This is a genomic window from Pradoshia sp. TA40_28 (assembly GCF_059694525.1).
The window spans coordinates 1-25,504 of the sequence record NZ_JCATZO010000012.1 but is presented as its reverse complement, the minus strand read 5'-3'; the positions used below and the strand labels follow the sequence as shown (position 1 = coordinate 25,504).

24 protein-coding genes and 6 tRNA genes are annotated in these 25,504 nt (G+C 35.5%); 9 read left to right on the top strand and 21 right to left on the bottom strand.

What is annotated here, in order from left to right; translation table 11 throughout:
* The first annotated feature begins 88 nt into the window (after window positions 1-88).
* The 6 genes from AC58NB_RS14680 (at window position 89) to AC58NB_RS14655 (ending at window position 5,931) form a co-directional block, all read left to right on the top strand.
* The gene (locus AC58NB_RS14680; protein WP_497427572.1) at window positions 89-235 is read left to right on the top strand and encodes a hypothetical protein; all 147 of its coding nucleotides are present in this window, start codon (window positions 89-91) and stop codon (window positions 233-235) included.
* Between the two features lie 219 nt (window positions 236-454).
* Window positions 455-1,342 carry a MerR family transcriptional regulator gene (locus AC58NB_RS14675; protein WP_497427571.1) on the top strand — a complete coding sequence of 296 codons (888 nt, stop codon included), beginning with the start codon at window positions 455-457 and terminating at the stop codon, window positions 1,340-1,342.
* A 174-nt stretch (window positions 1,343-1,516) separates the two neighbouring features.
* Window positions 1,517-2,584, top strand: a complete 1,068-nt coding sequence (locus tag AC58NB_RS14670; protein WP_497427570.1) for an ABC transporter permease — start codon at window positions 1,517-1,519, stop codon at window positions 2,582-2,584.
* Window positions 2,585-2,588: 4 nt separating this feature from the next.
* Complete coding sequence (locus AC58NB_RS14665) at window positions 2,589-3,266, top strand: ABC transporter ATP-binding protein (protein ID WP_497427569.1); 678 nt, start codon at window positions 2,589-2,591, stop codon at window positions 3,264-3,266.
* Window positions 3,267-3,484: 218 nt separating this feature from the next.
* Window positions 3,485-4,954: an amino acid permease gene (locus AC58NB_RS14660; RefSeq protein ID WP_497427568.1), complete on the top strand. Its 1,470-nt coding sequence runs from the start codon at window positions 3,485-3,487 to the stop codon at window positions 4,952-4,954.
* Window positions 4,955-5,244: 290 nt separating this feature from the next.
* Entirely contained in the window at window positions 5,245-5,931 is a 687-nt protein-coding gene (locus AC58NB_RS14655) for a YoaK family protein (RefSeq protein ID WP_497427567.1), read from the top strand.
* Window positions 5,932-6,095: 164 nt separating this feature from the next.
* On the opposite strand, the gene AC58NB_RS14650 is transcribed toward AC58NB_RS14655, so the two are convergent.
* The 14 genes from AC58NB_RS14650 to AC58NB_RS14585 all read right to left on the bottom strand — a co-directional run bounded on the left by AC58NB_RS14650 (window position 6,096) and on the right by AC58NB_RS14585 (window position 21,067).
* Window positions 6,096-6,608, bottom strand: a complete 513-nt coding sequence (locus AC58NB_RS14650; RefSeq protein ID WP_497427566.1) for a gamma-glutamylcyclotransferase family protein — start codon at window positions 6,606-6,608, stop codon at window positions 6,096-6,098.
* Window positions 6,608-7,249, bottom strand: coding sequence for a pyroglutamyl-peptidase I (gene pcp / locus AC58NB_RS14645; protein WP_497427565.1), 642 nt, complete (start codon window positions 7,247-7,249; stop codon window positions 6,608-6,610). Before pcp ends, AC58NB_RS14650 begins: the two co-directional genes overlap by 1 nt.
* Before the next feature lie 30 nt (window positions 7,250-7,279).
* On the bottom strand, window positions 7,280-8,209 hold the full coding sequence (locus AC58NB_RS14640) for a DUF979 domain-containing protein (protein WP_497427564.1): 930 nt from the start codon (window positions 8,207-8,209) through the stop codon (window positions 7,280-7,282).
* On the bottom strand, window positions 8,187-8,903 hold the full coding sequence (locus AC58NB_RS14635) for a DUF969 domain-containing protein (RefSeq protein ID WP_497427563.1): 717 nt from the start codon (window positions 8,901-8,903) through the stop codon (window positions 8,187-8,189). The genes AC58NB_RS14640 and AC58NB_RS14635 overlap by 23 nt, the downstream gene beginning before the upstream one ends.
* 273 nt (window positions 8,904-9,176) lie before the next feature.
* Window positions 9,177-10,799 carry an aspartate 4-decarboxylase gene (gene aspD, locus AC58NB_RS14630; protein WP_497427562.1) on the bottom strand — a complete coding sequence of 541 codons (1,623 nt, stop codon included), beginning with the start codon at window positions 10,797-10,799 and terminating at the stop codon, window positions 9,177-9,179.
* Between the two features lie 258 nt (window positions 10,800-11,057).
* Window positions 11,058-11,483, bottom strand: coding sequence for a hypothetical protein (locus AC58NB_RS14625; RefSeq protein ID WP_497427561.1), 426 nt, complete (start codon window positions 11,481-11,483; stop codon window positions 11,058-11,060).
* Window positions 11,484-11,519: 36 nt separating this feature from the next.
* Entirely contained in the window at window positions 11,520-11,681 is a 162-nt protein-coding gene (locus AC58NB_RS14620) for a helix-turn-helix transcriptional regulator (RefSeq protein WP_497427560.1), read from the bottom strand.
* Window positions 11,682-12,184: 503 nt separating this feature from the next.
* Complete coding sequence (locus tag AC58NB_RS14615) at window positions 12,185-13,525, bottom strand: S8 family peptidase (protein WP_497427559.1); 1,341 nt, start codon at window positions 13,523-13,525, stop codon at window positions 12,185-12,187.
* Window positions 13,482-15,650: a peptidase domain-containing ABC transporter gene (locus AC58NB_RS14610; protein ID WP_497427558.1), complete on the bottom strand. Its 2,169-nt coding sequence runs from the start codon at window positions 15,648-15,650 to the stop codon at window positions 13,482-13,484. The genes AC58NB_RS14615 and AC58NB_RS14610 overlap by 44 nt, the downstream gene beginning before the upstream one ends.
* 4 nt (window positions 15,651-15,654) lie before the next feature.
* Window positions 15,655-16,725 (bottom strand): M50 family metallopeptidase, encoded by a 1,071-nt coding sequence (locus AC58NB_RS14605; RefSeq protein WP_497427557.1) that lies wholly within the window; start codon window positions 16,723-16,725, stop codon window positions 15,655-15,657.
* Window positions 16,718-17,434 (bottom strand): flavodoxin family protein, encoded by a 717-nt coding sequence (locus AC58NB_RS14600; RefSeq protein ID WP_497427556.1) that lies wholly within the window; start codon window positions 17,432-17,434, stop codon window positions 16,718-16,720. The genes AC58NB_RS14605 and AC58NB_RS14600 overlap by 8 nt, the downstream gene beginning before the upstream one ends.
* Before the next feature lie 21 nt (window positions 17,435-17,455).
* Window positions 17,456-20,482, bottom strand: coding sequence for a type 2 lanthipeptide synthetase LanM family protein (locus AC58NB_RS14595; RefSeq protein WP_497427555.1), 3,027 nt, complete (start codon window positions 20,480-20,482; stop codon window positions 17,456-17,458).
* A gap of 86 nt (window positions 20,483-20,568) precedes the next feature.
* Window positions 20,569-20,769 carry a lichenicidin A2 family type 2 lantibiotic gene (locus AC58NB_RS14590; protein ID WP_497427554.1) on the bottom strand — a complete coding sequence of 67 codons (201 nt, stop codon included), beginning with the start codon at window positions 20,767-20,769 and terminating at the stop codon, window positions 20,569-20,571.
* Between the two features lie 67 nt (window positions 20,770-20,836).
* Window positions 20,837-21,067: a lichenicidin A2 family type 2 lantibiotic gene (locus AC58NB_RS14585; protein WP_497427553.1), complete on the bottom strand. Its 231-nt coding sequence runs from the start codon at window positions 21,065-21,067 to the stop codon at window positions 20,837-20,839.
* 281 nt (window positions 21,068-21,348) lie between these two features.
* On the opposite strand from AC58NB_RS14585, the gene AC58NB_RS14580 reads away from it, so the two are divergent.
* Window positions 21,349-21,549 carry an ROK family protein gene (locus AC58NB_RS14580; RefSeq protein WP_497427619.1) on the top strand — a complete coding sequence of 67 codons (201 nt, stop codon included), beginning with the start codon at window positions 21,349-21,351 and terminating at the stop codon, window positions 21,547-21,549.
* Window positions 21,550-21,607: 58 nt separating this feature from the next.
* The gene (locus tag AC58NB_RS14575) at window positions 21,608-21,790 is read left to right on the top strand and encodes an ROK family protein (RefSeq protein ID WP_497427552.1); all 183 of its coding nucleotides are present in this window, start codon (window positions 21,608-21,610) and stop codon (window positions 21,788-21,790) included.
* A gap of 425 nt (window positions 21,791-22,215) precedes the next feature.
* On the opposite strand, the gene arfA is transcribed toward AC58NB_RS14575, so the two are convergent.
* Complete coding sequence (gene arfA / locus AC58NB_RS14570) at window positions 22,216-23,727, bottom strand: arabinosylfuranosidase ArfA (protein WP_497427551.1); 1,512 nt, start codon at window positions 23,725-23,727, stop codon at window positions 22,216-22,218.
* 673 nt (window positions 23,728-24,400) lie between these two features.
* Between arfA and AC58NB_RS14565 the strand changes: the two genes are divergently transcribed.
* Complete coding sequence (locus tag AC58NB_RS14565; protein WP_497427550.1) at window positions 24,401-24,628, top strand: hypothetical protein; 228 nt, start codon at window positions 24,401-24,403, stop codon at window positions 24,626-24,628.
* A gap of 258 nt (window positions 24,629-24,886) precedes the next feature.
* Here AC58NB_RS14565 and AC58NB_RS14560 read toward each other — a convergent pair.
* The 6 genes from AC58NB_RS14560 to AC58NB_RS14535 form a co-directional block, all read right to left on the bottom strand.
* Window positions 24,887-24,968 (bottom strand) — tRNA-Leu (locus AC58NB_RS14560).
* A 7-nt stretch (window positions 24,969-24,975) separates the two neighbouring features.
* A tRNA-Cys gene (locus AC58NB_RS14555) sits at window positions 24,976-25,049 on the bottom strand.
* Between the two features lie 11 nt (window positions 25,050-25,060).
* Window positions 25,061-25,135: transfer RNA gene (locus AC58NB_RS14550), tRNA-Gly, on the bottom strand.
* Between the two features lie 7 nt (window positions 25,136-25,142).
* Window positions 25,143-25,217: transfer RNA gene (locus AC58NB_RS14545), tRNA-Gln, on the bottom strand.
* 53 nt (window positions 25,218-25,270) lie between these two features.
* Window positions 25,271-25,346, bottom strand: a tRNA-His gene (locus AC58NB_RS14540).
* Window positions 25,347-25,351: 5 nt separating this feature from the next.
* Window positions 25,352-25,425 (bottom strand) — tRNA-Trp (locus AC58NB_RS14535).
* Window positions 25,426-25,504 lie beyond the last annotated feature (79 nt).

Genomic DNA, 25,504 nt, shown 5'->3' with positions numbered 1-25,504 from the left:
ACATTGCCTCCCCTGTTTGAATAAAGACGTTTTCAACTCCGTAACAAGGGAATAGAAGATATAACCAACACATTTAGGAGGCGAAAATATGACAGACAAAAATAACAAAGAAGGATTACGTGAATTTGAAAGAAAAATGCAAAATGAGCAAGAAAAGCCTAAAAATGCATTTGATAAAGGACGTAAACCCGATCAACAAAACCGCCTAAAGGATCAAGAAACTAGATTACCTTAAAACAAATAATGAACAAAAAGAACCCAGTCTTATGACTGGGTTTACTTTTGGTTGTTAGATTAAATTTGATAAGCTAACAAGTTTACATACCTATTGTTTTTAAAAGATGAGATTGTTTATTAATATACATCCTTAGCAGCTTAAAATTGCATTTTTTTATGTATTTAATATACTGTTAAAATATAGGAATTTAAAGTATTTTAGGGGAAATGTTCTTTTATGTATAAAATTAACGCTGTTTCTAAACTGTTAGATATGCCTTCTGTTACCATTCGTTCATGGGAAACTCGCTATCATGCCATTACTCCCAAACGTACCGAAACAGGTCACAGAATATATACTGAGGAAAATATAAATGATTTAAAATGGCTTAAAAAGCAGGTTTATAACAATAAAATGAGCGTAAGCCAAGCTGTCCAGCTTCTGAAAGTTCAAAAAGATAATAGTACCTTCAAGCAGGGACAATCCAACGACAACACATTAAAACAAACCTTCTCCATGCAAGTTAATGAAATTTTTAATGCAGTTTTGCAATTTGATTCTGAAAAATGCAATCAGCTTTTTGATTTATACTTTTCCCAGTTTCACTATAAGACAGTCTTTTATTCTATTATAGTCCCACTTATGTATAGGGTAGGTGATGCATGGGAGCAGGGAGAATTGTCTGTTATTAAGGAGCATATGATCAGTAATATTGTGCTTCAGCGCGCCATTAATTTTTTTACGATTTTCCAACCATCTCCTGTTTTACCCAAAGTTTTGGCAATTTGCCCGGAAGGTGAACACCATCAACTCGGATTGATCCTGTTTACACTCTTTTTAAAAGAGCAACATTATCCGGTCTATTATATTGGTGCCGACACACCACTCGATGGGTTAGATCAATTGATTGAGGAAAAAGATATTAGAATAGTTGCTATTTCAATTTCCAGCGATAAACACGAAATGACAGTCCAAAAATATATAGATGCCGTTTCTAAGCAAAATCCACAGATTAAATTTATCGTTGGTGGGCTAGGAATTAAAGAAAGCAAACAACAAGGTCTTCGTTGGAATATATCTCCATCTGATAAGGATTGGCTACAGATTATGAACGAAATCAATTAATGATCCTAAAATAAAATAGCCATTCACGCCCCAATTTATCGAAATTGGGGCGTTTTTGCCTTCCCTTAACCAAATTTACCTGCAATTCAATTATTTGCTATTATTATATATTTCTTATACATTATTTATATATTAACTATATTTTCAATATGAATTATGTGAGGATGGGGATGCATGTTTTTAGCTTGGAATGAAATTAAAAATAATAAACTACGTTTTATTTTAATTATTGGGGTTTTAACACTCGTTTCTTATCTTGTCTTCTTTTTATCCGGATTAGCTAATGGGCTTGAAAACCTTAATAAGGAAGCCGTTGATAAATGGGATGCAAATGGGATTATTTTGACAGATGAATCAGATATTACACTCCCTCAATCAAGTATGGAAATTGGTGATTTTGAAGGTAATGGTACTGATGAGTATGCCGTATTATCTCAGTTTAACTCGATTGCAAAAGTAGATGATCGTAAATCAAATGTCTCTCTTTTTGGAATTCGTGAAGATGAATTTATCATGCCAGAGGTAACTGAGGGGAAATCTTTTAACAAAGCTGGTGAGGTAATCGCTGATGATTCTCTTAAGGATGAGGGATTTAAAATTGGTGACGAATTGAGCCTTTCTTCCACCGATACCACTCTTACCATCACTGGATTTACAGAAGACGCAAAATTCAATGCTGCTCCAGTCTTGTACGGATCTCTAGAGACTGTTCAAGAAGTTCGTTTCGGTGATGCTGCAAAACAAAAAGAAGACCAAATTAGCGGCTTCGTCATTCGTACAGATAACTTAGACAACGTCACTGTCGATGATTCTCATAAAGTTGTATCTACACAAACATTTATCGAAAATATGCCCGGATATTCTGAACAAAACTTAACTTTAACCTTTATGATTTATTTTTTATTTATTATATCTGCCGTTATCCTGGCAATTTTCCTTTATGTATTAACGATTCAAAAAATTAGTATTTTTGGAGTTATGAAAGCTCAGGGTATTTCTAACAGCTACTTATCAAAATCAGTGATCGCGCAGACCTTTATTCTATCTTTGGCAGGCGTAATTGTCGGTTTTATTCTAACCCTTATAACGGGTTATTTCTTACCCGCTGCCGTTCCTGTTGCCTTTAACTATATAGACATGCTGATTTACGGTGTAGTCCTGATTGTTGTATCCATATTGGGAGCACTATTCTCTGTTCAAACCATTGTTAAAATCGATCCTTTAGATGCGATAGGAGGTTAATATAGTGGCATTATTGGAATTAAAAGAAGTCAATAAAGTCTTCAAATCCGGTCGTACAGAAATTGAAGCTCTAAAAACGACTAACTTTACTGCTGAAGCAGGAGAATTAATTGCTGTTATCGGTCCCTCTGGTTCCGGGAAAAGTACATTTCTAACCATTGCAGGTGGGCTTCAAGCACCAAGCAATGGTGAAGTTTATGTAAACGGCCAAAACTTGACTAACTTTAAGGAAAAAGAGCGAGGAGCTGTCCGATTAAAAGAAATAGGCTTTGTTTTGCAAGCTTCTAACCTTGTCCCCTTTCTTACAGTAAATCAGCAAATGCAATTACTGGATAAAGTAAAAAAAGGCAATATGCAGCCAGAACAACTTCAGAACCTTATTGATGCACTGGGAATTGAAGATCTGCTTAACAGTTTCCCATCTGATCTATCCGGCGGTGAACGTCAGCGTGTTGCAATCGCTAAAGCCTTATATACTGATCCAAGTATCATTCTCGCCGACGAACCAACTGCTTCCCTTGATTCAGACCGGGCCTTTGAGGTCATGGAAATGTTAAAGGCTGCTACGACTAATCGCGGGAAAACAACGATTGTGGTTACACATGATACTAGACTGATCGATTATTGTGATAAAGTTTATAAAATCGTTGACGGGACACTTACTCTAGAATCAAACAGATAAATTCCTCTCTCTATCCATGCAATAGTATAGAATTTGAGCATCTCCCCTAATGAGGTGATGCTCTTTTTATTGCCAACTCCCTACTTATCCATATCCAATCCTGTTTAATTTCCAGTGAATTCCGACTATTACTAAAATGTTTAAGCTTGCCTGCTAAATTGGTATATAAAACTACTATATTAAAAAAACGATAGAAAAGAAGGAAAGAGGCATACAAAATGGAATCTTCCATAAAGAAAAAACGACCTATATTTAAGCATAAAAAGAAAAGAAAATTAAAGCGGAATTTAAAATCACGGCATTTAACGATGATTTCTCTCGGAGGAACCATTGGAACTGGTCTTTTCCTTGCCAGTGGAAATACAGTTCATACAGCTGGACCCGGTGGTGCACTTGTTGCTTATAGCATTGTCGGTATAATGGTGTACTTTTTAATGACTAGTCTTGGAGAAATGGCTGCTCATATGCCAGTTGCCGGGTCATTCAGTATTTATGGAGAGAAATTCGTTGATCCCGCTTTTGGATTTGCACAAGGTTGGAATTATTGGTATAGCTGGGCCGTCACAATAGCAGCAGAACTCTCTGCGATTGTGTTAATTATGAAATTTTGGTTTCCGAATAGTCCTTCAGCTTTATGGAGCGGATTATTCTTGCTCATTATCTTTCTGTTAAACGCACTCTCCGTTAAAAGCTTTGGAGAGTCTGAATATTGGTTTTCATTAATTAAAGTTATAGCTATTATTATTTTTATTGGTTCAGGTGTCTTAATGATATTCGGAATTATGGGTGGAGAAGCAATAGGATTCAAAAACTTCACCGTTGATGATGCACCTTTTAATGGAGGAATAATGGCTATTTTAGGTGTCTTCATGGTAGTTGGCTTCTCATTTCAGGGGACAGAACTAATTGGAATTACAGCCGGTGAAAGTGAAGATCCCGGCAAAACTATTCCTAAAGCAGTCAATTCAGTTTTTTGGAGAATCATAATATTCTTTATCCTATCTATTTTAGTCATTGGTCTTGTTATTCCGTATACTAGTCCAGAGTTGGCTGCAACTGATAATGTGGCAAAAAGCCCCTTCACTATTTTATTTGAGCGCGCTGGCTTTGCCTTTGCTGCATCTATTATGAACGCAATTATCCTGACTGCCATTCTTTCAGCAGGTAATTCAGGAATGTATGCAGCAGCCCGAATGCTATGGAACTTAGCAGAAAGAGGTCATGCTCCAAAATTCCTTGGAAAATTGAGCAAAAAGGGTGTACCAGTCAATGCCTTAATTGCAACAGGCCTGGTTGGCTGTTTGGCATTTTTAAGTTCATTTTTCGGAGATGGTGTAGTTTATGTCTGGCTCATTAATGCAGCTGGTTTATCTGGATTTATCGCATGGCTTGGCATAGCCATTAGCCACTATCGTTTTCGCAGAGCATATGTGGCTCAGGGATATGATTTAAATGATCTACCTTATAGAGCAAAATGGTTCCCGTTCGCACCGCTCACCGCTGCTACACTATGCATCCTGATCATTCTTGGTCAAAATACTGATGCTCTAATTGGCGGACCTATTGATTGGTATGGCTTAATGGTATCCTACATCAGTCTTCCACTATTTTTGATTCTGTGGTTTGGATATAAATTTGTTAAGAAGACAAAAGTTGTCTCATTAATGGAAATGAATGTTAAAAAATAAAGGTATGATATGAATAAAGAACCTCCAGTTATCAATGGAGGTTCTTTTTCTATTATGTATTGGATGAAGACAAACCATCCACACCTTCTCTTCTATTCCTCAAAACAAAATAGCCTAACAGCCCGTGATAAAGTCATTTCATGTCATTAGTAACAGTTAACATATTGCATCTGTTTCCTCATGTACGTATTTTCAGGTTTAGCTTTAAGGATTTCTTGATAAGTCTGTGAATAATCCACCTTGATATGTGGAATCTTACCTAAAAGTGGGCCTGTAGTAAGGAGACAACTATGAAACACAGAATAAGAAATTTTTTCTCATTATCAGCTAATTCTTTAACCATGGGAATGATTCTGGCCTTAGTGGGTGGATTTTTAGATGCTTATACATACGTGACAAGAGACGGAGTATTTGCGACAGCACAAACAGGAAATACTGTTCTATTTGCAGTGAGAGCAGCCAGTACAAAATATGGAGCAGCCATACAAAATGTTCCACCTTTCTTAGCTTTCATTGCCGGAGTTTTAACAGCCGAATACATAAAAGATAAACACGAGATGCACAGACGAGCTGTTTTATTATTGGAATGTGCCATTTTATTTATTGTTGGTTGGTTACCAGGAAGTGTTCCCAATATGATTGTCACGATGAGCATTGCCTTTGTATCCTCTCTGCAAATTGCCACCTTTAACAAACTGGAAAATTGGAGCTATAATTCGACCATCACAACCGGAAATTTAAGAACCGCTTCTTCGGCTTTTTACGGTGCATTCGTAGAACACAATTCGGATTCAATGCGAAAATTTAAAGGGTTTGCTGCTATTATCCTCTCCTTTATATCCGGTGCCTTAATCGGGACCTATACCAGTATCCATATGGGGAATACGTCTATCTGGATCGCTGCTGGAATTATTCTTTTCATTGTTATTTTATATCCTAGAAACAAGGTAATAACTGAAGACAATGATAGATCATAACCCCTATAATAATTCAATACCTGTCACAAAACTTGCCCTTCTGATTACAACAAAAGGGCTTGCATATTGAGGATAAATCACAAAAAGAAAACAGCTGCATCTATACAGCTGTTTAATCTTATAAATAAATTAAAATAAACTATCAGTATTTTTCAAGCGAGATCTTAGCTTAAAACATAGCTCTCTCGCATTTCATTTTCCTCTATTCCTACCATAATCTTTCTATTCGGTAGATCTTTTTGTAAATTTCCGTCAACCATATATATTTTCCAATCACCATGCGGAATATAAATGGCATTACTGTCAAAAAACATATCTTTGTCTTTATTATAGAAATAAACAAAGCATTTTTCTGTTTGTTTGGTATGAAGATTTTCTACTTCGAGAGTAACTTTATTGTATTCATTTTCGGGATTATTTTCACTGATAAATCCCTCCATTGCATCCATTGCCTTCATAGTATCCTCATAACAATCTTCGTTAATGACCATTATTTCCCCTAATACTACATCTTCACCAGGTGTAATAGCAGGGTATCCTTTATATGGCATATGATATAATTTCATATTTTCTAACTTGGCTTCTTTTCTCTCAATAACCTTATTAGCTAAATACTTATTATAATTGAAAAACCCTTCTCTTAAACTTCCATAAACAAAAAGATTGATCCGTTTCATTAACAAATCTCTCCGCCGATTGCTTTTATGTCTTCGTCATAGATAACGCAAGCTTCAATAGCCAATTCTAAGCCTTTAACAATATCATTTAAAGACATAAACGGAGTATTTTTCTTATCCATCACTTGTGAAGTCATATATGGAATGTGAATAAATCCACCTTTTATATTCGGATACTTCTTATCAATCATATACAGAATTCCGTACATAACATGGTTACATACAAATGTTCCGGCTGTATTTGATACCGTTGCCGGGATGTTATGTTCATTCATATGCTTAACCATAGCTTTTACTGGTAAATTTGAAAAATAAGCTGGTTGGCCATCTGATTCAATAACTGTATCGATTGGTTGATTTCCTTCATTATCTTTAATTCGATAATCATCCAGATTAATAGCAACTCTTTCAGGAGTGATATCAAACCGTCCTCCTGCCTGACCTACCGATATGACAATATCAGGCTTGTGCTGCTCTATAGCATTCTCTATAGCTTTAACAGATTTAGTTTGAACCGTAGGTATAATGACTTTAATAACATCAGCTCCGGCTATTTGATTGCTCACCATTTTAACAGCTTCTTCAGCCGGGTTTACTGGTTCTCCTCCAAATGCATCAAACCCCGTTAGTAATACTTTCATCACTTATTCTCCTATTGTACGTTTTTTATCTTAAAAGCCCCAAAAATACATCATAACTATATGAACAACTAATAATGTTAAAGCGATTGGAGCTTGAGCTTTTATGACTGAATTCTTATCTTTAAGTTCAAGCAATGCGGCTGGTAACATATTGAAGTTGGCAGCCATCGGTGTTAATAATGTTCCACAGTATCCAGCTGTTAATGCTAGAGTTCCACAGATAAGAGGATCTCCGCCAATAGCAAATACAAACGGTACACCAATTCCAGCAGTTATTACCGCAAATGCAGCAAATGCATTACCCATGATAGCTGTAAAGATAGCCATACCTACGCAATAAGTTGCTACACCTATAAATGCATTACCTGTTGGGATAACATTTGAAATAATAGAGGCGATCTTATCACCTACACCTGCAGTCGTAAATAATACCCCTAATGAAGCTAATAATTGAGGTAGAATAGCAAATGATCCGATTGATTGATACATTCTATTAGTATCCTCTAATAGCTCTTTAGAAGTCGCCTTAGTTAAGACAAACGTAAATATTAAAGCAAATGCGGATGCTATACCAATCGCTACAGTTCCAGGGAAACTTGTAAATTGAGCCACAAGCATAGCTATAACTGCGATAGACAGCGATGGAATGAAAATTTTCAAGCCTAATTTTTCTGCTTTTAAGTGCGCAAATGTCTCTTCTAATTGTTTTAACGTTCCAATATTTATTTGCTTAGTTGCCGACAATACTGCGATAACAACTACTAAAATACCTACTATCGTACTTGGAATATAGTTTCCCAGTATGAAAATAACCGCTAATATCCCCCAAAACATAGCTGTACCGATTCTTGTTTTGTGGTTTTTATCCTTTAAGGTAAACACCATGGTAACTCCCATGAATAAACCGATCATGATATAAAATGTTTCTAATAAAATATTAGAGAGTTGCGCTATATTCATTATTGGTCACCTCGTCCTTCTCCATATTTTCACTAGAATACTTTTGCTTCATTTTTCTATCGAATAATATATTTTGAGCAGTCCAGAATATAAATGCAATAGCCGCAATTGGTATTGCAACTTTCGCTACTTCAAGTGTGTCTACCTGCATGCCGAGACCTTCCAATGTAGAAGCAATTAAAAGTACACCTGAATTTGCAATAAATACATTTTGCGCAAAGAAATTACCGATATTATCAGATGCTGCTGAGTACGATTTTATTTTTTCAATATCTTTTTCGTCGACTTGATCTCCATACTTAGCAACGGCTGCACCTTCTGCCATCGGGCTTACTAAAGGTCTAACAAATTGTGGGTGGCCACCAAGTGTTACCCCCATACCAATTGTTATTTCTCTTATTAATGTGTAACCACTTAGTAATTTTCCTGCCGATAAGCTGCTTGCTTTCTTAATAAGCATAACTGCCTTTGCTTTTAATCCATATCTTTCACTCAACCCAATAACAGGAATGGTTATCAAAAATAAACAAGTTACTCTATTTGATACAAATGCTTCTCCAAGTGTATTGAGTATTTCTACGATATTCATATTTGCCACTAGTCCAGTAGAAATACCCGCTGCTACTACTACTGCAATAGTATCTAACTTTAAGGCAAATCCAATTATTATAATAATGATCCCTATTAGCTCCATTCTCTACTCTCCTGTTCCAACAAATTGTTATTCTACAATAATTTATAATTATATATTCATCTTCTAATATTGTAAATAAGAGGTGTAAGATACTTTAAAGTTTTAATTGGGTAAAGGAGTAAAATATGGGTATTGTCATTGAGAATACATGAAATAATACAAAGAAAAAAGCTTTGCTACATAAATTTTGTAACAAAGCTTGTTCTACATTATTATTTAAAAATAGTTTTTAAAAGTATCTTGTACATATAGTTCGCTTCTTTAAATGTAAAATTAATGATTGCCCATTTTCCCTTTCCATTCAACTACATAATCATCTAGTACATTTTTTAATTCTTGGCCAATATGTGTGTAGTCTTTATCATTTAAATTAGCAAGAGATACGCGAATGGACCACACTGGTGCTAAAAACCCTTCCCCACTTAATAAGACAATGGATGATTTTTCTGCTAAGCGGTATAAAATATCAACCGGTTTATAATTCTCTTTCAGGTAATCAAAAAACCCTTTCTCAAAATGATGATTACACCAGATTTCCAAATCAATCTCTGTATAATAATCTGCGTCGTTAGGCAAATGTTTCTTAGGTAAACCTAATCCTTCGTATAATAAATTCATTCTTCGATGTAAAATCTCCATTGTTTTTTGCTTATATTCATTTCTCGTATCGAGCATGGAGAATATTGAGAACAACGCCATTTGTACTTGTTGAGGAGTAGATAATCCAGCTGTGTGGTTCATCGCAACATCTCTACTATCTGCCACTATTCGATCTATAAACTTGAGATTATCTGGATCCGGTGTAAGGGTAGCATACCTTTTATTGAGAATACCTTTCTCTTCTTCTGGTAACTCATTCATTAATTTATCAAAGATATTGGATTGATTTATGGCAATTATCCCCAATCGCCAACCCGTCACACCAAAGTATTTTGAAAATGAATACACTCCAATTGTATTGGATGGTAAATCGACAATTAGAGAGCGGAAACCTTCAACAAAAGTGCCGTACACATCATCTGAAATAATAATAAGATTTGGGTTATCATGATTTACAATTCGAATAATCTGTTCAATGGATTCCTTATTCATTGAAACGGAGGGCGGATTGCTCGGATTTACTAAAAAGAGTGCTTTAATATCCTTATCCTTTAACTTTTCTAATTCCTCAACTGGATATTGCCATGTATGCTGTCCTTCATTGTCTAATGCAGATGCTTCAATTTTTACAAGCTCGTAATCATTCCTAGGAAGTTCTGGAATCTCGATATACGGTGGAAAAATCGGAACCATCACTGCAATTTTTGAGCCTTTAGGCAGTAAGTAATTTTTATATAACGTATCGAATACATAGCACATGGCTGCTGTCGCCCCTTCAACAGCAAATAAATCAAACGGACCAGATGATGTATTTTCACCACACAACTCTTTTATAAAAAAATCAAGCACAACTTGTTCAGTTCTAACAAGCATTCGATCCGGATTTGGATAATTATCGCCAATAATCCCATCTACTAATTCATAGATCCATGTATCTGGTTCAAACTTTTTAATGGTGATGCCGTAATCAATGATTTCTTTTAGTAATTGGATCCCTGGCGCTTGCTGATTTTCCTCTACATATTGATGAAAACGTTCTGCTATTCCTATCCGACTAGGCATGCCAGCTAAATCACCTTCATCCCATATGCGTCTTGATTCAGTGATAGCAAATTGACCAAGTGTGAAAAAAGCTTCTCTAGGAGTAGCTGCAATCCAATTAGGATTACCACGGCCCGCATCCAGCATTGCTCTAGTCATTCTCTTTTTTCCTTTAGCGAGATCAATGAGTTTATCTTTTAATTCGAACGGACTTATTTTCTCTAATTGAAGACTTTCTCTTTTTAGTTCATCCATCAAAATCCTCCTAACAAACTGTATCCATAAGAAAAGTATTCCACAAATAAACATGGAATATTATCGGACTCGGATATTTCTCTTGGGTAACAGATTATTCGGGGGAAAGAAGAGTATAAAAGTCAAATTGTTCTCTTTAACCTATTAGAAAAGCCTCCATATTCTAAATATGGAAGCCGCTTATCCTACTCTCTTTTTCTAAACAGATGTCATCCCAGGACAACTTGGGTAAAACAGATAATTTTCGTTTGGACATCACTATATTAATTTCTTTATAACTGATTGCTGATAAAGGTAATAAATTTGAACAACTAAATACAAGCTGACTATAAAAAAGAAGGAAAGTTTGTTTATTAAACCAAAGATCGCCAATAGTAATAGTCCTATCCCAAATAATGAAGACATAAAATCAAATGCTTTTGATTTCGCATATTGTTTCAATTTAATATTCCTTTCATCATTTTCCTCTATTTGTTGCAACTTTGTTTTTCGTTTCGCATCTAGTATCTCGGTAAACCCTATGAGAGCTAGCAGCACCCCACTAAATAACATAGCAAACGGAACTAAATCTGGTCGAGTAAACACTGTAATAAATTCCTTCGGTTGAGTCAATTCAATGACAATCCCAATTATCAATAACCCACAGCCAACAATCGTTAATAACCAGTGAAGTTTATTATCCATTTATTTCCACCTCATATATAAAAATGTCCTCAATACTTAAATTGAAATAACGTGAATTTTAAAAGCTAAGAGGATGGATGGATTATATCTTCCATTTTCCAACGAGCCTATTGTTTGTCTAGTAATCTCCAAGACCTCAGCTAATTCCTCTTGTTTAATACCTTGCTTTCTCCCAATTTCCTCCAACCTATTTTTCAACTAATCACCCTTTCAAAATGTAAAGTATACTTTCCATTAATGTAACATAATGACATATTTGCGTAAAGTTAACTTGTTGTATACCTTATCTTATTATCTCTATTATTATTTGTTGACTTACACAGTCAAAATGTAGGAGACTATTATCCTCCGACCTCTAACATCATCGTAACCAAGGACATGTAAACGACCCTATCATTTTCCAAATTTTCATTGATAACGGTCAAATATATTATTGAGCACTTGACCTGCATTAGAAATAATTGGTAACTTCTAAGTGTTCACAGGTATTTCACGTCTATAATAAGGATTACTTAGCCAGGCCTTCTAGGTCTCCCCATCCTGCTTTAAGTTCGTTAATCCAAAAGGATATGGCTCACTTCTAGAAAAATAAAAAGACCAACCTGATACCTCTGGTTGATCTTTTAGCAAGATTTTTGGCGGCGACTATTAAATGTAAACATAAATATCCAATTAATAGAAGAAAATCCAAAACAGTACTACTATTTAGCTAACAGTTTTGGAATATTTAATTCCTTCCCATGTTTTTTTAAATGGTGTAATGTCTTATATGGACGGTCCTCCCACTTATATTTACTAATGACCAAACCTAAAGCCGCAGAAACCTTTGGAGCTGCATATGAAACCCCTGCATCATAATAATACGTTCCGTCAATGGACGTTGTTAAAACAAATTCCTTCTCAAACCATCCACCGTTAATCCACTCTTCTTGTCCATACGTATTTAAATACCTAAAATCTCCGCCAGGTGCGTAAACATCAATAAAATGCTTCCCATAATTACTAAAAATCGACCTTTCTCCCGTTGGTCCTGTTGAACCTACAGATACGACCTCGGAAATACTTGCAGGCATATCTACAACCTTCGGATTTCCGTAAATTGAGTCATCTACTAACAGATCTTGATAAAGATTACCTATTTCTTTTCTATTAGTTACATCAACCCCATCATTTCCTACTGCTGCAACGACAATGCTTCCCTTTTTATATGCATATTTAATGGCTCTTTTATAAGCCTTATATTCAGACTGGTCATTCTGACCATTACTATATTTTCCGGAAATGAGCATATATTCGCCTAAACTTAAGTTAATGATATCGGCATCATCTTTTGAAGCTTCGATTATAGCTTTTAAGATCCACTCTGTTTTGGCCGACTTCAAACCAAACACTCGATACGCACGAACACCGATTCCTGGTGCTGCGCCCTTCATCACACCATTTGCTGTAATTTGACCTGCAACCCCAGTCCCATGGCCCATTTTATCTTTAAAATCTTGAATATCACCAGTTTCATATGGCTCTGTGCCATTGTAACCATTCTTAGGAACCATATTTTTTGACCCTTTTACTAAACTACCAACTAAATCCGGATGATTAGAAGTAATCCCAGAATCGACAATAGCTATAATCGTACTTTTGTCGGCCTTTTGCATTTTAAAGCTTTTCTTGTTTCCTGTCACTTTCTGCATATCCCACTGCATATTCCAGACTAAATCATCATACTCATTTTGTAGAGATTCAGTATCTTTTGTAGACTTTACTATAGATGAAGAATAGACTTCCTCAATAATCGGAGATTCTTCCAATACGTCGGATTGTTTATCAGATATACTCTTTACACTCAGTAAATTAATTTCTGGTACGTCATATCTAACCTCTAAATTGTTTTTTTTAATAAATATATCAATTTCCTTTTCAGAAATATTTTCTTTGAATAAGATGGTCTTTTCGGTCTTTTCTCGCTCTTCAGCATGTATAGTTACACCTGCTCCAAAGCTAAGTGTTAATATGAACGAGAGTGTCGCAATTTTTTTCTTCATTTTGTCCTCCCTTTTCATTATATAAATGATAATAATATCCTCTTTGGCTAATTAGAGATTCATGATTTCCCATTTCAACAATGACACCCTGGTTCAAAACAATTATTTTATCAGCATTGATGATTGTATCCAACCGGTGAGCAATAACTAATTTACTGCTTTTAAATTGGTCTATGGAGCTTTTTATTTTCTGTTCGGTAATATTGTCTAGATTACTGGTCGCTTCATCTAAAACGATTAATCCAGGCTTGTTTAACAGGGCACGAGCAATAATCATCCGCTGTCTTTGCCCCCCTGATAAATTACCTCCTCCTTCAGAAATGATCGTTTCAAATTTAAGCGGTGTAGACATGATATCCTCATAGATTGCAGCCATTTTTGCGGCTTCTTCTACTTGCTCCTGAGAGACATCTGCGTTCATCATTATGTTTTCTTTTATCGTTCCATTAAATAGCTGTGCCTCCTGTAAAACGGATCCCACTGCGCTTCGCAATGAAGATAAGTGGTACTTCTCGATTGGGACATCATCGATTAAGATTTTTCCACCGGAAGTTTTATGCAATCCTAAAAGCAATTTGGCAATCGTGCTTTTACCAGACCCTGAAGGTCCTACAATAGCAACGGTTTCCCCAGGTTGTATCGAAAATGAAATTTTATCTACTATTTTTTCACCGAAAACATTATAGTTAAAATCCACATTTATGAATTCTACTTTTCCTGCTACCTTATTAACTTTCAATAAATAATCTTTTTCAACTTGTTCTTCCTTAGTCTTGAGCACATCTTCTATTCTACTAAAATACGACTTTATTGACACAATTTGTGTATAATGATTACCCAAAGAAACAACAGGTGTAATAAAGGCGGTGGCAATTGAACTAAAAGCAATAATGGTTCCTATCGTCAGTTCGTTATTCATCAGCATCCTGCTTCCTATCCAAAGAATGACAAGAGGTATGATCACTTGGATGGATGAGGTGACTGTATGAATCATCCCTTCCCAGATATTCAGTTTTTGCGTGCTCATTAATTGAGTTTGATAGTTAGTTTTCCACTTGTTGAATAGTTGGTTCTCGATTCCGAGTACTTTTACATCCAAAGAATTATGTACGAACTCCGTGACTAGTGACTGAACTTTTACTTTATCCTTAATATTCCTATCTACCAGATTGCGAATCACCTTGCTGTTGAAAAACAAAGCGATAATTAGGACTATAGTTAAAAATAAGAGCAGCACCGTAAGTTTCGGAGAGAAAATGAACATAATAATTGAATAGGTGATAATAAGTAAAACATCGATAAATACGGTAATTAATATAGTCGATAAGATATCGCGAATATAAAAATTAGAATTCGTTCTGAAAATAATATCCCCACTCGTCCTATTGTCAAAAAAGGAAAAAGGAAGATGAACTAGCTTACTCATAAAATCAGACATAATCGAACGATCTAAAATTGTTTCCGTGCGAGACAAGATCCAAACTCTTAAACTCGTTAACAATAGGTAAGAAAAAAAGATACCTATTACCATTAATCCTGTCATAGCAAACATGGATTTATCCTTTTGAATAAGAATAGAATCCGTAAACCATTTTGTAAAAAGGGGAACGGTAATCATGACTCCCTGCAAGAATAAAGTGAGAAGTAAGATACCGAACAAAAGGTTTTTATGTTTTTTTAAATACTGAAAAATGATGTTCTTTTCCTGTTTCTTTCGCTCAACAAATGCAGTTGATGGCGTTACGGTCAAGGCATATCCTGTAAACTTTCTTTGAAATTCATCCTGTGACAGCTTCATCTTTCCTTTAGCAGGATCGACAATCCTATAATGCTTTTTCGTCACTTTTTCTAAAATCACAAAATGAGTATCTTCCCAATGGAGAATGACAGGTAGGTTCAGAGAATGGATTTGCTCAATATTCACCTGATAGGCTTGTGCTTCCATCTTTTTTTTCGTAGCGATTTGAACCAAGTTTAAAAATGAGTAGCCTCCACGAGGAGAGGGGAATTCATCGCGCAATTCATTTAAACTTATCTGATGATTGTAAAAGTTAAGTAACATCGCCATACAAGCCAATCCACATTCACTGAATTCCATTTGTTGAATAAAATTTACCTTATTCATATTATCATCTCACTTTACCGATTGAGGTTAGGACAATCCTAAGAATTTCTTGTTGATTCGGATCTAATAACTCGCCTGTTTTTGATAAGCCCTTTTCAAGCTCTGCTACCATTTGTCCATTCTTGTTATTTTGTTCTTGTATGATTGCCTGGGCTATCGTATAAAAAGCCTCACCATACCAAAAGGTAATCTTCTGCAGTTCTTGGTAACCATTATCTGAGAGTTTCTCGTTCATATAGAATTCCACTAATGTTTTATAAAAATTAAGAATCTGTCTTAGCAACTCCTGTTCCTTTCCTACCTCAATTTTATCAAGCCCAGCTTGAAGGGCTTTATTCCCTTTCTCTGGACGATGGGTAGCCAGATAATAATGCAGTAGCAGAAGCGTTATACTAAAGACATCATCAGGCTTAGAAGTATCTTCCATTTTCATCTTCAACCAGAGAATGTCTTGAGTTGTAAGTTGTTGGATGGGGCTGTGATAGAATGATTGTAACTGACTATCGCTTCTTACCTCCTCATCTGTTTGTTTGGCAATTCGCAGAATATTCCACCCGTCTGTTCCTTCAAATGGAATCACAGTGGCAACTAAGATCATGAAATTCAGAATGATGAAATAAGGCAATACATCACTGAAACTCCCTTTCTCCCAGTCCAACATGACGTATAAAAAAGAAGACACGGTAAGCAAGAAAAGATTTACTAATGGTCCGCCAGCATAATACCAGATTTTTCTTTTCCTAATCTTACCTTCATACAGGCTGTCATCAAAATACATTTTCGTCACTCCAAAAGAAAGCGGCAGGCTGTTGTTTAACTCACATCTTATTTTTCCCTCTCTTTTCGTCAGCAAGACAAATAAAAACGCGAGGAAATTAAATTTCATATTCAATAAGGTACCAAACAGCCAATGCCCCAGTTCGTGGAAGCCAATCGTAATAATGAGCATAACTGCTATTTGACCAATTAATAAATAAAGGGTGTCAGCTGTCACTAAATACAGAAAGGCTAATAAGAAAACTAGACAAACCACACAGAATAATGGGTGAAGAACTAAATATTTTATGTTAGGCATATTTTCTAAAATATTCTTCAAGTGTTTCACATTCAAATAGTCTATTTTCATCCCAGTATCTGTATTCAAAGTGGTCCTTAGCATAGCCAGTCAATACCATTTTCAATGTATTGAAGGTTGTTTCTTGTTGATTCGTAGGCTTACATTCGTAGTTTTCGTCACAAGCAATGAGTAAGGCATCAACTGTTTCCTCGATATACGCTGCCCGTAAAAAATTTTCTGAATTAATGAAGTTAGCTTTATATAAAACGGAAGCACCCATAAAAGTTAAGGTTTTATCTAAATAATCCGAAACAAAGTGGGAGCCATTACTTTCGGCTGTTGTAATTACGATCCCGACCTTTTTCGCCAATTTATATAAATGGCTCCAATAGGACAAGCGATCCACTAGTACCTTCATATCTGAAGAAACATTATGGGCGTATACCGGGCTGGCTAAAATCACAATATCTGCTTCACTCATCTTCTGCTTAATCTCCGCCCCAGCATCTTCAGCCGTTAGTTCACTTGGACATTTCCCATGGTTAAAACAGCCCTTGCAACCAGTAGAAGGATTTAAATGAGAATTTAATGGCGAATAAAGCTCAATCATTAATTCAATTTTCCCTTCTGCCTTCTTTTTGAAATTTTCGAGTATTTCATACGTATTTTGGTAGAGCCTTGATTCCGGATTACGTGATCCTATATACACAAAAACCTTTTTCTTCATGACTTATCACCCTCACCCTCTTTAAGATAATACGGATGGAACCTTTCTTGGGCTGAATAAACGTAAATATTGATAACCTACCCCAGCAAGACCAGTAAACAATGTTACATCAGGATATTCTTCCGTATCCATTAGTTTGTAGCAGCCATTGGCCTCTTTTAAGTTCTTTATGGTTAAGCCAATTTTTCTAGCCAATTCTATGTCCCGAGGATCAGAGGAAGATAAAAACAAATCTGTAATCCCCATATTTCCATGACACAGACTGTCATTATTCAAAAATGCTTCCTTCTGCAATTCACTTTGAAGTTTAGCTATTTCTTCAACAAGTACATCTGCATCCAAGAACGTATTTAACTCTCTTAAACCGATAACGGTTCCTAGTGCACCGGTACACCAATGTTGTTTGTTATTAAAATGTTCTAAAGCAATGGGACTGGATTGAATTAATTTCTGTGCATATTCTTCATGCTTCTTCACTCGAGTTAGCTTGGCTAGTTTCATAATGGAAATGCCTATCCCTAAATTTCCGTGACCAAAACTGTTATCCTCTTTTATCTCATAGTTCTCGATGACTAAATCTGCGTATTTCATCGCAAGCTCAACATATTTTGGAATTAGAGTTTTAGTGTGTAGTCGGACCAAGGAATTAATCAGGCTCGCCACACCATTGATAAAATCGTATTCCTGAACCGATTCCGAATTTTCATCGATAATTTCCTCTATTCTCATACAATAATCATTGATATATTTGTAAATCTTAATTTTATCTTCAGCATAATCATCGATTAATGAAAAGGCATGTAAATATCCCGGATAACCTGTGAGCCCTAACTTAGCCTCAAAATTCAAATTTGGTTCGCATTGATTTAGAATTTTTTGGTAAAATATCTTATATTTAGTGTCATTCGTCACGTTATACATTTGGTTAAAGTAGAGATACATCCCTGCAATCCCATTATAAAAATCGTCATTCATCGGATTTAACGACCATTCATTTTCGGAAACATTGTAAGGGATAATCCAATTAACCTTATCAATATTGATTGATTTCTCCATGATCCGGTCAGCAATTTTCACGGCCTCTTGCAAAAATTCACTTTTATCAACTGAACCATTAATATGTATTAAAGGTTCAGAAAAACCTAATAGACCTTTATTAAACTCTCTTTTAGTAGTAGAAAAGTCTCCAAAGCTCAAAGAAATGATTGAAAGCTGCCTTTTTAATTCCTCATGAGATAATTCATCAAGAGACGATACCAAATAGTCATACGGAGTATAGTCGTAATAACCTCTCACATAATCATTCAAGGAACCCTCTAAATCATGTTCAGTTGTGATATTATAGAAAATCGGAATATCATTATCCATCATATCTTTGGTTTCTAGCTTGATAATTTCCTTATCTGCAAAAGGAAAAGCCCACATATTTTCAAGTGCCTTTTCACGATCAAGCATGTCGGTTAACATTTCAGGATGCTGCATATGCATAAGAATCGTGCCATATTGGCTAGTGTCCCGTAATAACACTCTGACCTTCAATTTCTCGAATTCTTCAATTACACCACTTGCTCGTAGTTTTTCTTTATTTTGTATGACCATGTTATAGACAAGTTCAAATCCAGCAATGATGCTTTTTTTAAAGGTTTTATAATTAACTGTGAGGGAATCCGCTTCTAAAAACGGTAAATTATTCGAACCTTTAAGCTTATAATCAAGATAATCGTATTTTAGTTGGTCTGTCCCTTCATTAACAGGCTGGAGTACTTTATAATTCAATACGCTTTCCCTGCCGTTTAACGCGCTTAAATCCAGTTTTTCCAATTTAACCCCATTGGTTGGTAAGAATAGTGTTCTTGTTACATGACGAAAGGTTCGATTTCGAATTTCCTTTAAGGTCAATTCTTCATTTTCTCCTGAAATCGGATTTTGTCGTTGAACCAGTGTTTCTAAATCTACAATAATCGGATGCGAACCATGAGAGATAAGATTTTCCATATGAATATCTGTCCCATTTAAAAGCTGGATAATCGCCATTAGTTGACCAAAGCGTTGATAAAATTCATCTACTTCAAACATATCCTGACAACTTTTGTACTCAATGAATTGTTCATATGCATGTTCTTCTTTTGACAAAGTAGGTAGGGTTTTCAGCTTTTTATATTTCGGTTCCTCAATGGAGTTCAACCAATTGACAAAACGATTATAAGCATGATTTATATATAGATTCTTTGGCTTATAAACAAGTTTAGGACCATCCTTTAAATGAAAAACAGTCACTGTTTTACCTTGTTGGTGAGTATCTCCTTCCCCAAATTTGATTGAATTTATTTCCAATCGGTCAATACCGAAGGTTTTTTTTATTTCATCTGAATCCACTTCAATATTACGGATCATTTCTTTTATATTTTTCAAATAGAATTGTGTACGCGTTGAAAGAAGCCTAGTTAAGACTATGTATTTGTCATAAAATACATTTAATTTTTCTTTAGAATTATAACCTCTAATAAAGTACAAAAATCTTTCTTCAGGAGTGTCTCCTTTAAGTAAACCTTGTTCTCGTTCAAGGTTAAGTTCAAGGACAATCGTACGATAGGCGATATCTGACAATTCGGTTTCTAAAAACGCAAAAATATCGTTCATTCCATTCTCAGTTAGCAGCGATTGGTATCTATTTTCACTGAAAAACTGATTCAATAACAAAAAGGCACTTTTCAAAAATGGACGTAATAAATGCAGGAAGTTATTGTATTTATAATCATTTGGGGTAACTAACTCCATTCCCGCTAAAAAGAATTTGTACCATTCCGAATTTCTAGAAGCAAGTGTGTATTTCTCTTTTAGCTCTTCAGGAGGGTTATAATCGACCGCATGCGAAAATAGAATTTTTTTATATTGTTTCACTCTTAATGATTCATTGAAAGTTTGCTCAGAAATGATTGACATCTCTTGTCTCCAACGAAATAGAGCTGTATTGTTTTCAGTGATTGATGAGTCTTCTAAAATATTATATCTTTCATCAATTGTTAAAGCTTTATGTAAGTTAATCATTATGGTTCCTCAATTCAACTAATATTTATGAGTATTCAAGTGTTAAAAGAGCGACTAACTTTAATCGCTCTTTCTCCTTTACCTAGTTATTTATTATCTTTACCGCATTTGAATGCAGCTGATCCAAGATAACTACCAATGAATGAGGCTAACGCTGTGCATACTAATGATGACCTAACATCTGCATCACTACCTGTTCCACCGTAAATTACATTCATTTCATCTAAACTAATTTGTTTTAAACTTTGTCCAACCGGACTCTCATTCACAAACGTATCTCTCAACAAGACTTGCCTCCGATCTAAGTAATTGTTCATTACTCCTTATATAATTGGAAACCATTGAGCTAATAAATCAACCTAAACAGTCTTTGTTATAACTTACAATTCCACTAATTGCAGATATACCTCCACCAATGCATGCCTTTGAACTTTTGGCTACAGACCGAATTACTGCTGATGCAACCGGTGTCCAACGCGGATCAACATCAGATGCCCCATAAATCTCTGACATTTTGTTCATATCAAGTGATTTTAACCCTTCCCCACATGTTGAATTCATTAACATAATCTCTTTTTCTGTCATTTCTATTCCTCTCCTTTGAGTATTATTGTTCGACAATTAAACTATTAATGTTTTAAATAGTTACAAAAAACAAGTGATAATTTACCTGTGAACAAGTTAAATATTACCAGAATTACCATTAGTAATCTACAGAAAAATCAAAAAATAGTAAATAATCACTATATTTACTATAAAAATAGAAAGTGATCGATAATTTTATCTTTAATCTAACCCTATATATATGAATTTATATCCTGTAAGCTAATATGGTGTTGCAGGAATTGGTGTAGGGGGTCCCTGGCATTGTAAACAAATCAGGCACTATAGGCACTATCTACCTAGGATGGACTAATATCGCATTAAAACAAGAACTTGAGGCATTATGCAATGTTCCTTTTTTAGTTGAGAACGAAGTAAATTCCGGTGCGTTTGGTGAGCAGCAATTCGGTGTAGGCCAGAACTATCAAAAACATCATAAATGTCAGTGCTGGAATCGGAATTGATGTTATTTTGAACAAAGAATTATATCAAGAAAAAAATGGTTATTAAGGCGAGGTCCATATGTTCATTAAACTAAACGGAAAAACATGCAGCTGTGGCAGTCGGGGTTGTTATGAATCATATGCTTCAGAAAATGCATTGTTGGACTCGGCAAAAACAGATTCGTTGGAGGCATTGATTAAAAAGCAAAAGAATGGGATGAAACGGCTATTAGCCACTTTGAAGAAATTGACCAGTATCTAGGATACGGTATTAATAATATTATAAACATCTTTAACCCTAACCAGGATGTCATCGGAAATTGGTTAGCCATGGTAAAGGAATGGATGAGTAACCAATCCTGAGTACGATTGAAAGCCAAGCTATTTCCTATCTTCAAAATGAACTGCAATTTAATTTTTCAGAGCTCGGCATATATTCGACCGCATTAGGTGTATCGGCGTTCGTGGTAGAAAACTTTATCACGGGAGAAGCAAAAACTTTATAGATACTTAGAGGGTTTTTGCTCTTTCAAGCAACCTGTTGGATGTAACTTTTTAATGGTCAAGCCTAGAAGCACTATCCAAACTTTAGAATACTTGAGAGGCTTAAAATAAGTGTATCGTCCCTTCTGGAAAACTAGAAATCCGCCATATTTTCTAGATCCGGAAATATGGCAGCCGTTCTAATTATCTCTGTTTTGCTAAACGAATAACATTCCAAGACAACTTTGGCAAAACAGATAATATTTTGCCATTATCACATTTTGCATTCCCATTTGAATGTGGTTTTACTGTCTCTTTATCGACTGAATTGGTCTGTTTAATATTTTCATTTTCCAGGACAATATGCTCTATAACTTGATACCCATTAAAATTACGTATATCAACCTCTAACTCCAAGCCTTCTTCCAGGTGACGATTTACTGCAAAAATCGTTAAAGTGTCTTCGCTTTCATTATAAACCGCTGTTGATTCTAAATACGGAACATCTGTAAAGTCTTTGCTATCGTATTTAGCACTAGTGATAATAGGATTCAACGATATTCCTCGCCCATAAACTGACGTATGCATATAAGGATAAAATGTGGTTTGCTTCCAAGCAGGTCCGTTATTTTCAGTCATAATAGGAGCAATAACATTCACTAACTGCGCTAAACAGGCTATTTTAACTCGATCTGCATGCTTCAATAAAGTAATCAACATGCAGCCAACTAATAACGCATCTTCAAAATTATAAATGTCTTCTAATTGTGGAGGCGCTATGCTCCATGGTTCAATCAGTTTGTCTTGTTCATTACTGTGATACCAAACATTCCATTCATCGAAGGATAGATTAATCGTTTTCTTACCACGTTTTTTAGCCTTTATATAATCAGCAATGGAGATAACGGACTTAATGAAATCATCCATTTCTAGAGATAACGCTAAATAATTTGATAATTCATTATCATGATTCCCATAATATTGATGAAGAGAAATAAAATCAACATGGTCATATGTATAATCTAAAACTGTTGCTTCCCAATCAGCAAATGTAGGCATGTTGCGATTTGAACTTCCGCATGCAACCAATTCAATAGTGGGATCTACCCATTTCATCACCTTTGCTGCTTCCTGTGCTATTCTTCCGTATTCAGCTGCAGTTTTATGTCCAATTTGCCAAGGTCCATCCATTTCATTACCAAGGCACCATGTCTTTATATGATAGGGTTCTTTGACACCATGAGAGATACGTAGATCACTATAATAGGAGCCTCCAGGATGGTTGCAATATTCCACTAGATTTCTTGCAGCATCAATCCCCCTTGTTCCTAAGTTAACGGCCATATTTACATCTGCATTCACCAATTTAGCCCATTTCATAAATTCATTGGTGCCCATTTCGTTTGTTTCAGTAGTACGCCATGCTAAATCTAAACGATTTGGGCGTTCTTCTTTAGGCCCCACACCATCCTCCCAATTATATCCAGAAACAAAATTTCCTCCAGGATATCGGACTAACGGCACTCTTAATTCTTTTACTAATTCAAGAACATCCTTACGAAATCCGTTTTCATCAGCCTGAGGATGGTTTGGTTCATAAATACCACCATAGACAGCTCTTCCTAAATGTTCAATGAATGAACCATATATACGATTATCAATTTCAGCGACCTTAAAATCTTTCTCTAGAAACATATTTGCTTTATTGACTGTCATTTACTATACCTCCATTTTAGGTGTCTTTTCTAACTTACCTTTATAAAAACATGCAAACTGTTCAGCTTGATATCGTTTCCCATTTTGATTTCCTAGAAAATGGACAGGTTTGGTTTTTAAGTTTCGCTTGATAGCGTATGATCGAGCCACTATGAGCGCAGGTCGTTCTATACTGTAAGGAAGGACATTGATTGTTGATAGGGTAAGGGTATAACCTCATTAGCCACTATGCGTTTGTACTTATTCAAAACTCCTCATTTACTTCTACTTTTTTTAGCGGAATTAGACTTAATCATGACTTCATTCCCTTCTAGCCTTATTTTCTAAAACATAGCTACCTCGTATTATTCCTACACTCATCGAGTATGGATGAGTGTAAAGTAACAAAATTATGATATTATGTTTTATAATGACATTTTATCATTCAGTTTTATATACTTAACCTCTTTTCACACTAAAGGATAGGCTTTATGCAGAATATTAACCATATTTATCTTGTCTAACTCTACCCTCTCCATACTTTATTATGGGCAAATTAGGAACTAATAAAGGAATTCTTCTATCTTGAGAATTTAATTTGGAAATAAAGAATGTTACAATTTCCATGATGGATAAATTAGGGTGATGAATTTCGGATACGTTATGGACTAATCATTAATGGGGGAATTTTAACATGGAAAAACATGATCAAGCTATGGAACTTATTAAGCAAATGGGATTTGATGAACGATATAGCCTTATTAAAGATATTATAAATATTACTAAAGAACCTGTCGGTAATGAATTAGAACTTAATGAGGAAATGAAACTACTAAAACAAGATGTTAAATATCTTTCAGAGAAGCTGGGAATACATGATTTATATATAAATCGACTTAAAAGAGAACTAGAGAAAGATTAATACATACGCTTATATAATAAGAAATATAGCAGTAAATAAAAATTCCTGTACTGATCGTGAAAAGTACAGGAATTAATTGTTTAACTAACTTCTACATAGTATAGAATCTCGTCTCTTCACTCATTATTACTACTCCTATTCGCACGATTCATTGCACACGATTATGCATCGTTTTTGTCGTGTAGGAAAAATAAAAAAGGCTCCCAGCATAAAATGCTGAGAACCTTGATTTGACAGCTTTGGCTTACTGTCTAATGATACCGGTGGTCGGGGTCGAACCGACACTCCTTACGGAACACGATTTTGAGTCGTGCGCGTCTGCCAATTCCGCCACACCGGCATGATTTTGGAGGCGGCAACCGGATTTGAACCGGTGATAAAGGTTTTGCAGACCTCTGCCTTACCACTTGGCTATGCCGCCAATATATTTGTTGGAGCGGAAGACGGGATTCGAACCCGCGACCCCCACCTTGGCAAGGTGATGTTCTACCACTGAACTACTTCCGCATAAAGTTGGCTGGGCTAGCAGGATTCGAACCTACGAATGACGGAGTCAAAGTCCGTTGCCTTACCACTTGGCTATAGCCCAACAATTAAAATTAAATAGTTAGTATAAGCTATTATTCAAGATTTATAAAAAAATGGGGCGACTGATGGGAATCGAACCCACGAATGTCGGAACCACAATCCGATGCGTTAACCACTTCGCCACAATCGCCATATTGGCAGGGGCAGTAGGAATTGAACCCACACTGGAGGTTTTGGAGACCTCTGTTCTACCTTTAAACTATGCCCCTATATAAATGGTGGAGGGGGGCAGATTCGAACTGCCGAACCCGAAGGAGCGGATTTACAGTCCGCCGCGTTTAGCCACTT

Excerpts from the sequence above, each read along its gene's own strand:
- AC58NB_RS14610 (WP_497427558.1), bottom strand. The coding sequence starts at position 15,650 with ATGAATAAGGTAAATTTTATTCAACAAATGGAATTCAGTGAATGTGGA.
- pcp (WP_497427565.1), bottom strand. The coding sequence starts at position 7,249 with ATGAAAGTATTACTAACGGGGTTTGATGCATTTGGAGGAGAACCAGTA.
- AC58NB_RS14680 (WP_497427572.1), top strand. The coding sequence starts at position 89 with ATGACAGACAAAAATAACAAAGAAGGATTACGTGAATTTGAAAGAAAA.
- AC58NB_RS14670 (WP_497427570.1), top strand. The coding sequence starts at position 1,517 with ATGTTTTTAGCTTGGAATGAAATTAAAAATAATAAACTACGTTTTATT.
- AC58NB_RS14635 (WP_497427563.1), bottom strand. The coding sequence starts at position 8,903 with ATGGAGCTAATAGGGATCATTATTATAATAATTGGATTTGCCTTAAAG.
- AC58NB_RS14650 (WP_497427566.1), bottom strand. The coding sequence starts at position 6,608 with ATGAAACGGATCAATCTTTTTGTTTATGGAAGTTTAAGAGAAGGGTTT.
- AC58NB_RS14640 (WP_497427564.1), bottom strand. The coding sequence starts at position 8,209 with ATGAATATAGCGCAACTCTCTAATATTTTATTAGAAACATTTTATATC.
- AC58NB_RS14565 (WP_497427550.1), top strand. The coding sequence starts at position 24,401 with ATGGAAAAACATGATCAAGCTATGGAACTTATTAAGCAAATGGGATTT.
- AC58NB_RS14600 (WP_497427556.1), bottom strand. The coding sequence starts at position 17,434 with ATGAAGAAAAAGGTTTTTGTGTATATAGGATCACGTAATCCGGAATCA.
- AC58NB_RS14595 (WP_497427555.1), bottom strand. The coding sequence starts at position 20,482 with ATGATTAACTTACATAAAGCTTTAACAATTGATGAAAGATATAATATT.
- AC58NB_RS14575 (WP_497427552.1), top strand. The coding sequence starts at position 21,608 with ATGTTCATTAAACTAAACGGAAAAACATGCAGCTGTGGCAGTCGGGGT.
- AC58NB_RS14675 (WP_497427571.1), top strand. The coding sequence starts at position 455 with ATGTATAAAATTAACGCTGTTTCTAAACTGTTAGATATGCCTTCTGTT.
- aspD (WP_497427562.1), bottom strand. The coding sequence starts at position 10,799 with ATGGATGAACTAAAAAGAGAAAGTCTTCAATTAGAGAAAATAAGTCCG.
- AC58NB_RS14585 (WP_497427553.1), bottom strand. The coding sequence starts at position 21,067 with ATGACAGAAAAAGAGATTATGTTAATGAATTCAACATGTGGGGAAGGG.
- AC58NB_RS14605 (WP_497427557.1), bottom strand. The coding sequence starts at position 16,725 with ATGCCTAACATAAAATATTTAGTTCTTCACCCATTATTCTGTGTGGTT.
- arfA (WP_497427551.1), bottom strand. The coding sequence starts at position 23,727 with ATGACAGTCAATAAAGCAAATATGTTTCTAGAGAAAGATTTTAAGGTC.
- AC58NB_RS14615 (WP_497427559.1), bottom strand. The coding sequence starts at position 13,525 with ATGAAGAAAAAAATTGCGACACTCTCGTTCATATTAACACTTAGCTTT.
- AC58NB_RS14655 (WP_497427567.1), top strand. The coding sequence starts at position 5,245 with ATGAAACACAGAATAAGAAATTTTTTCTCATTATCAGCTAATTCTTTA.
- AC58NB_RS14660 (WP_497427568.1), top strand. The coding sequence starts at position 3,485 with ATGGAATCTTCCATAAAGAAAAAACGACCTATATTTAAGCATAAAAAG.
- AC58NB_RS14625 (WP_497427561.1), bottom strand. The coding sequence starts at position 11,483 with ATGGATAATAAACTTCACTGGTTATTAACGATTGTTGGCTGTGGGTTA.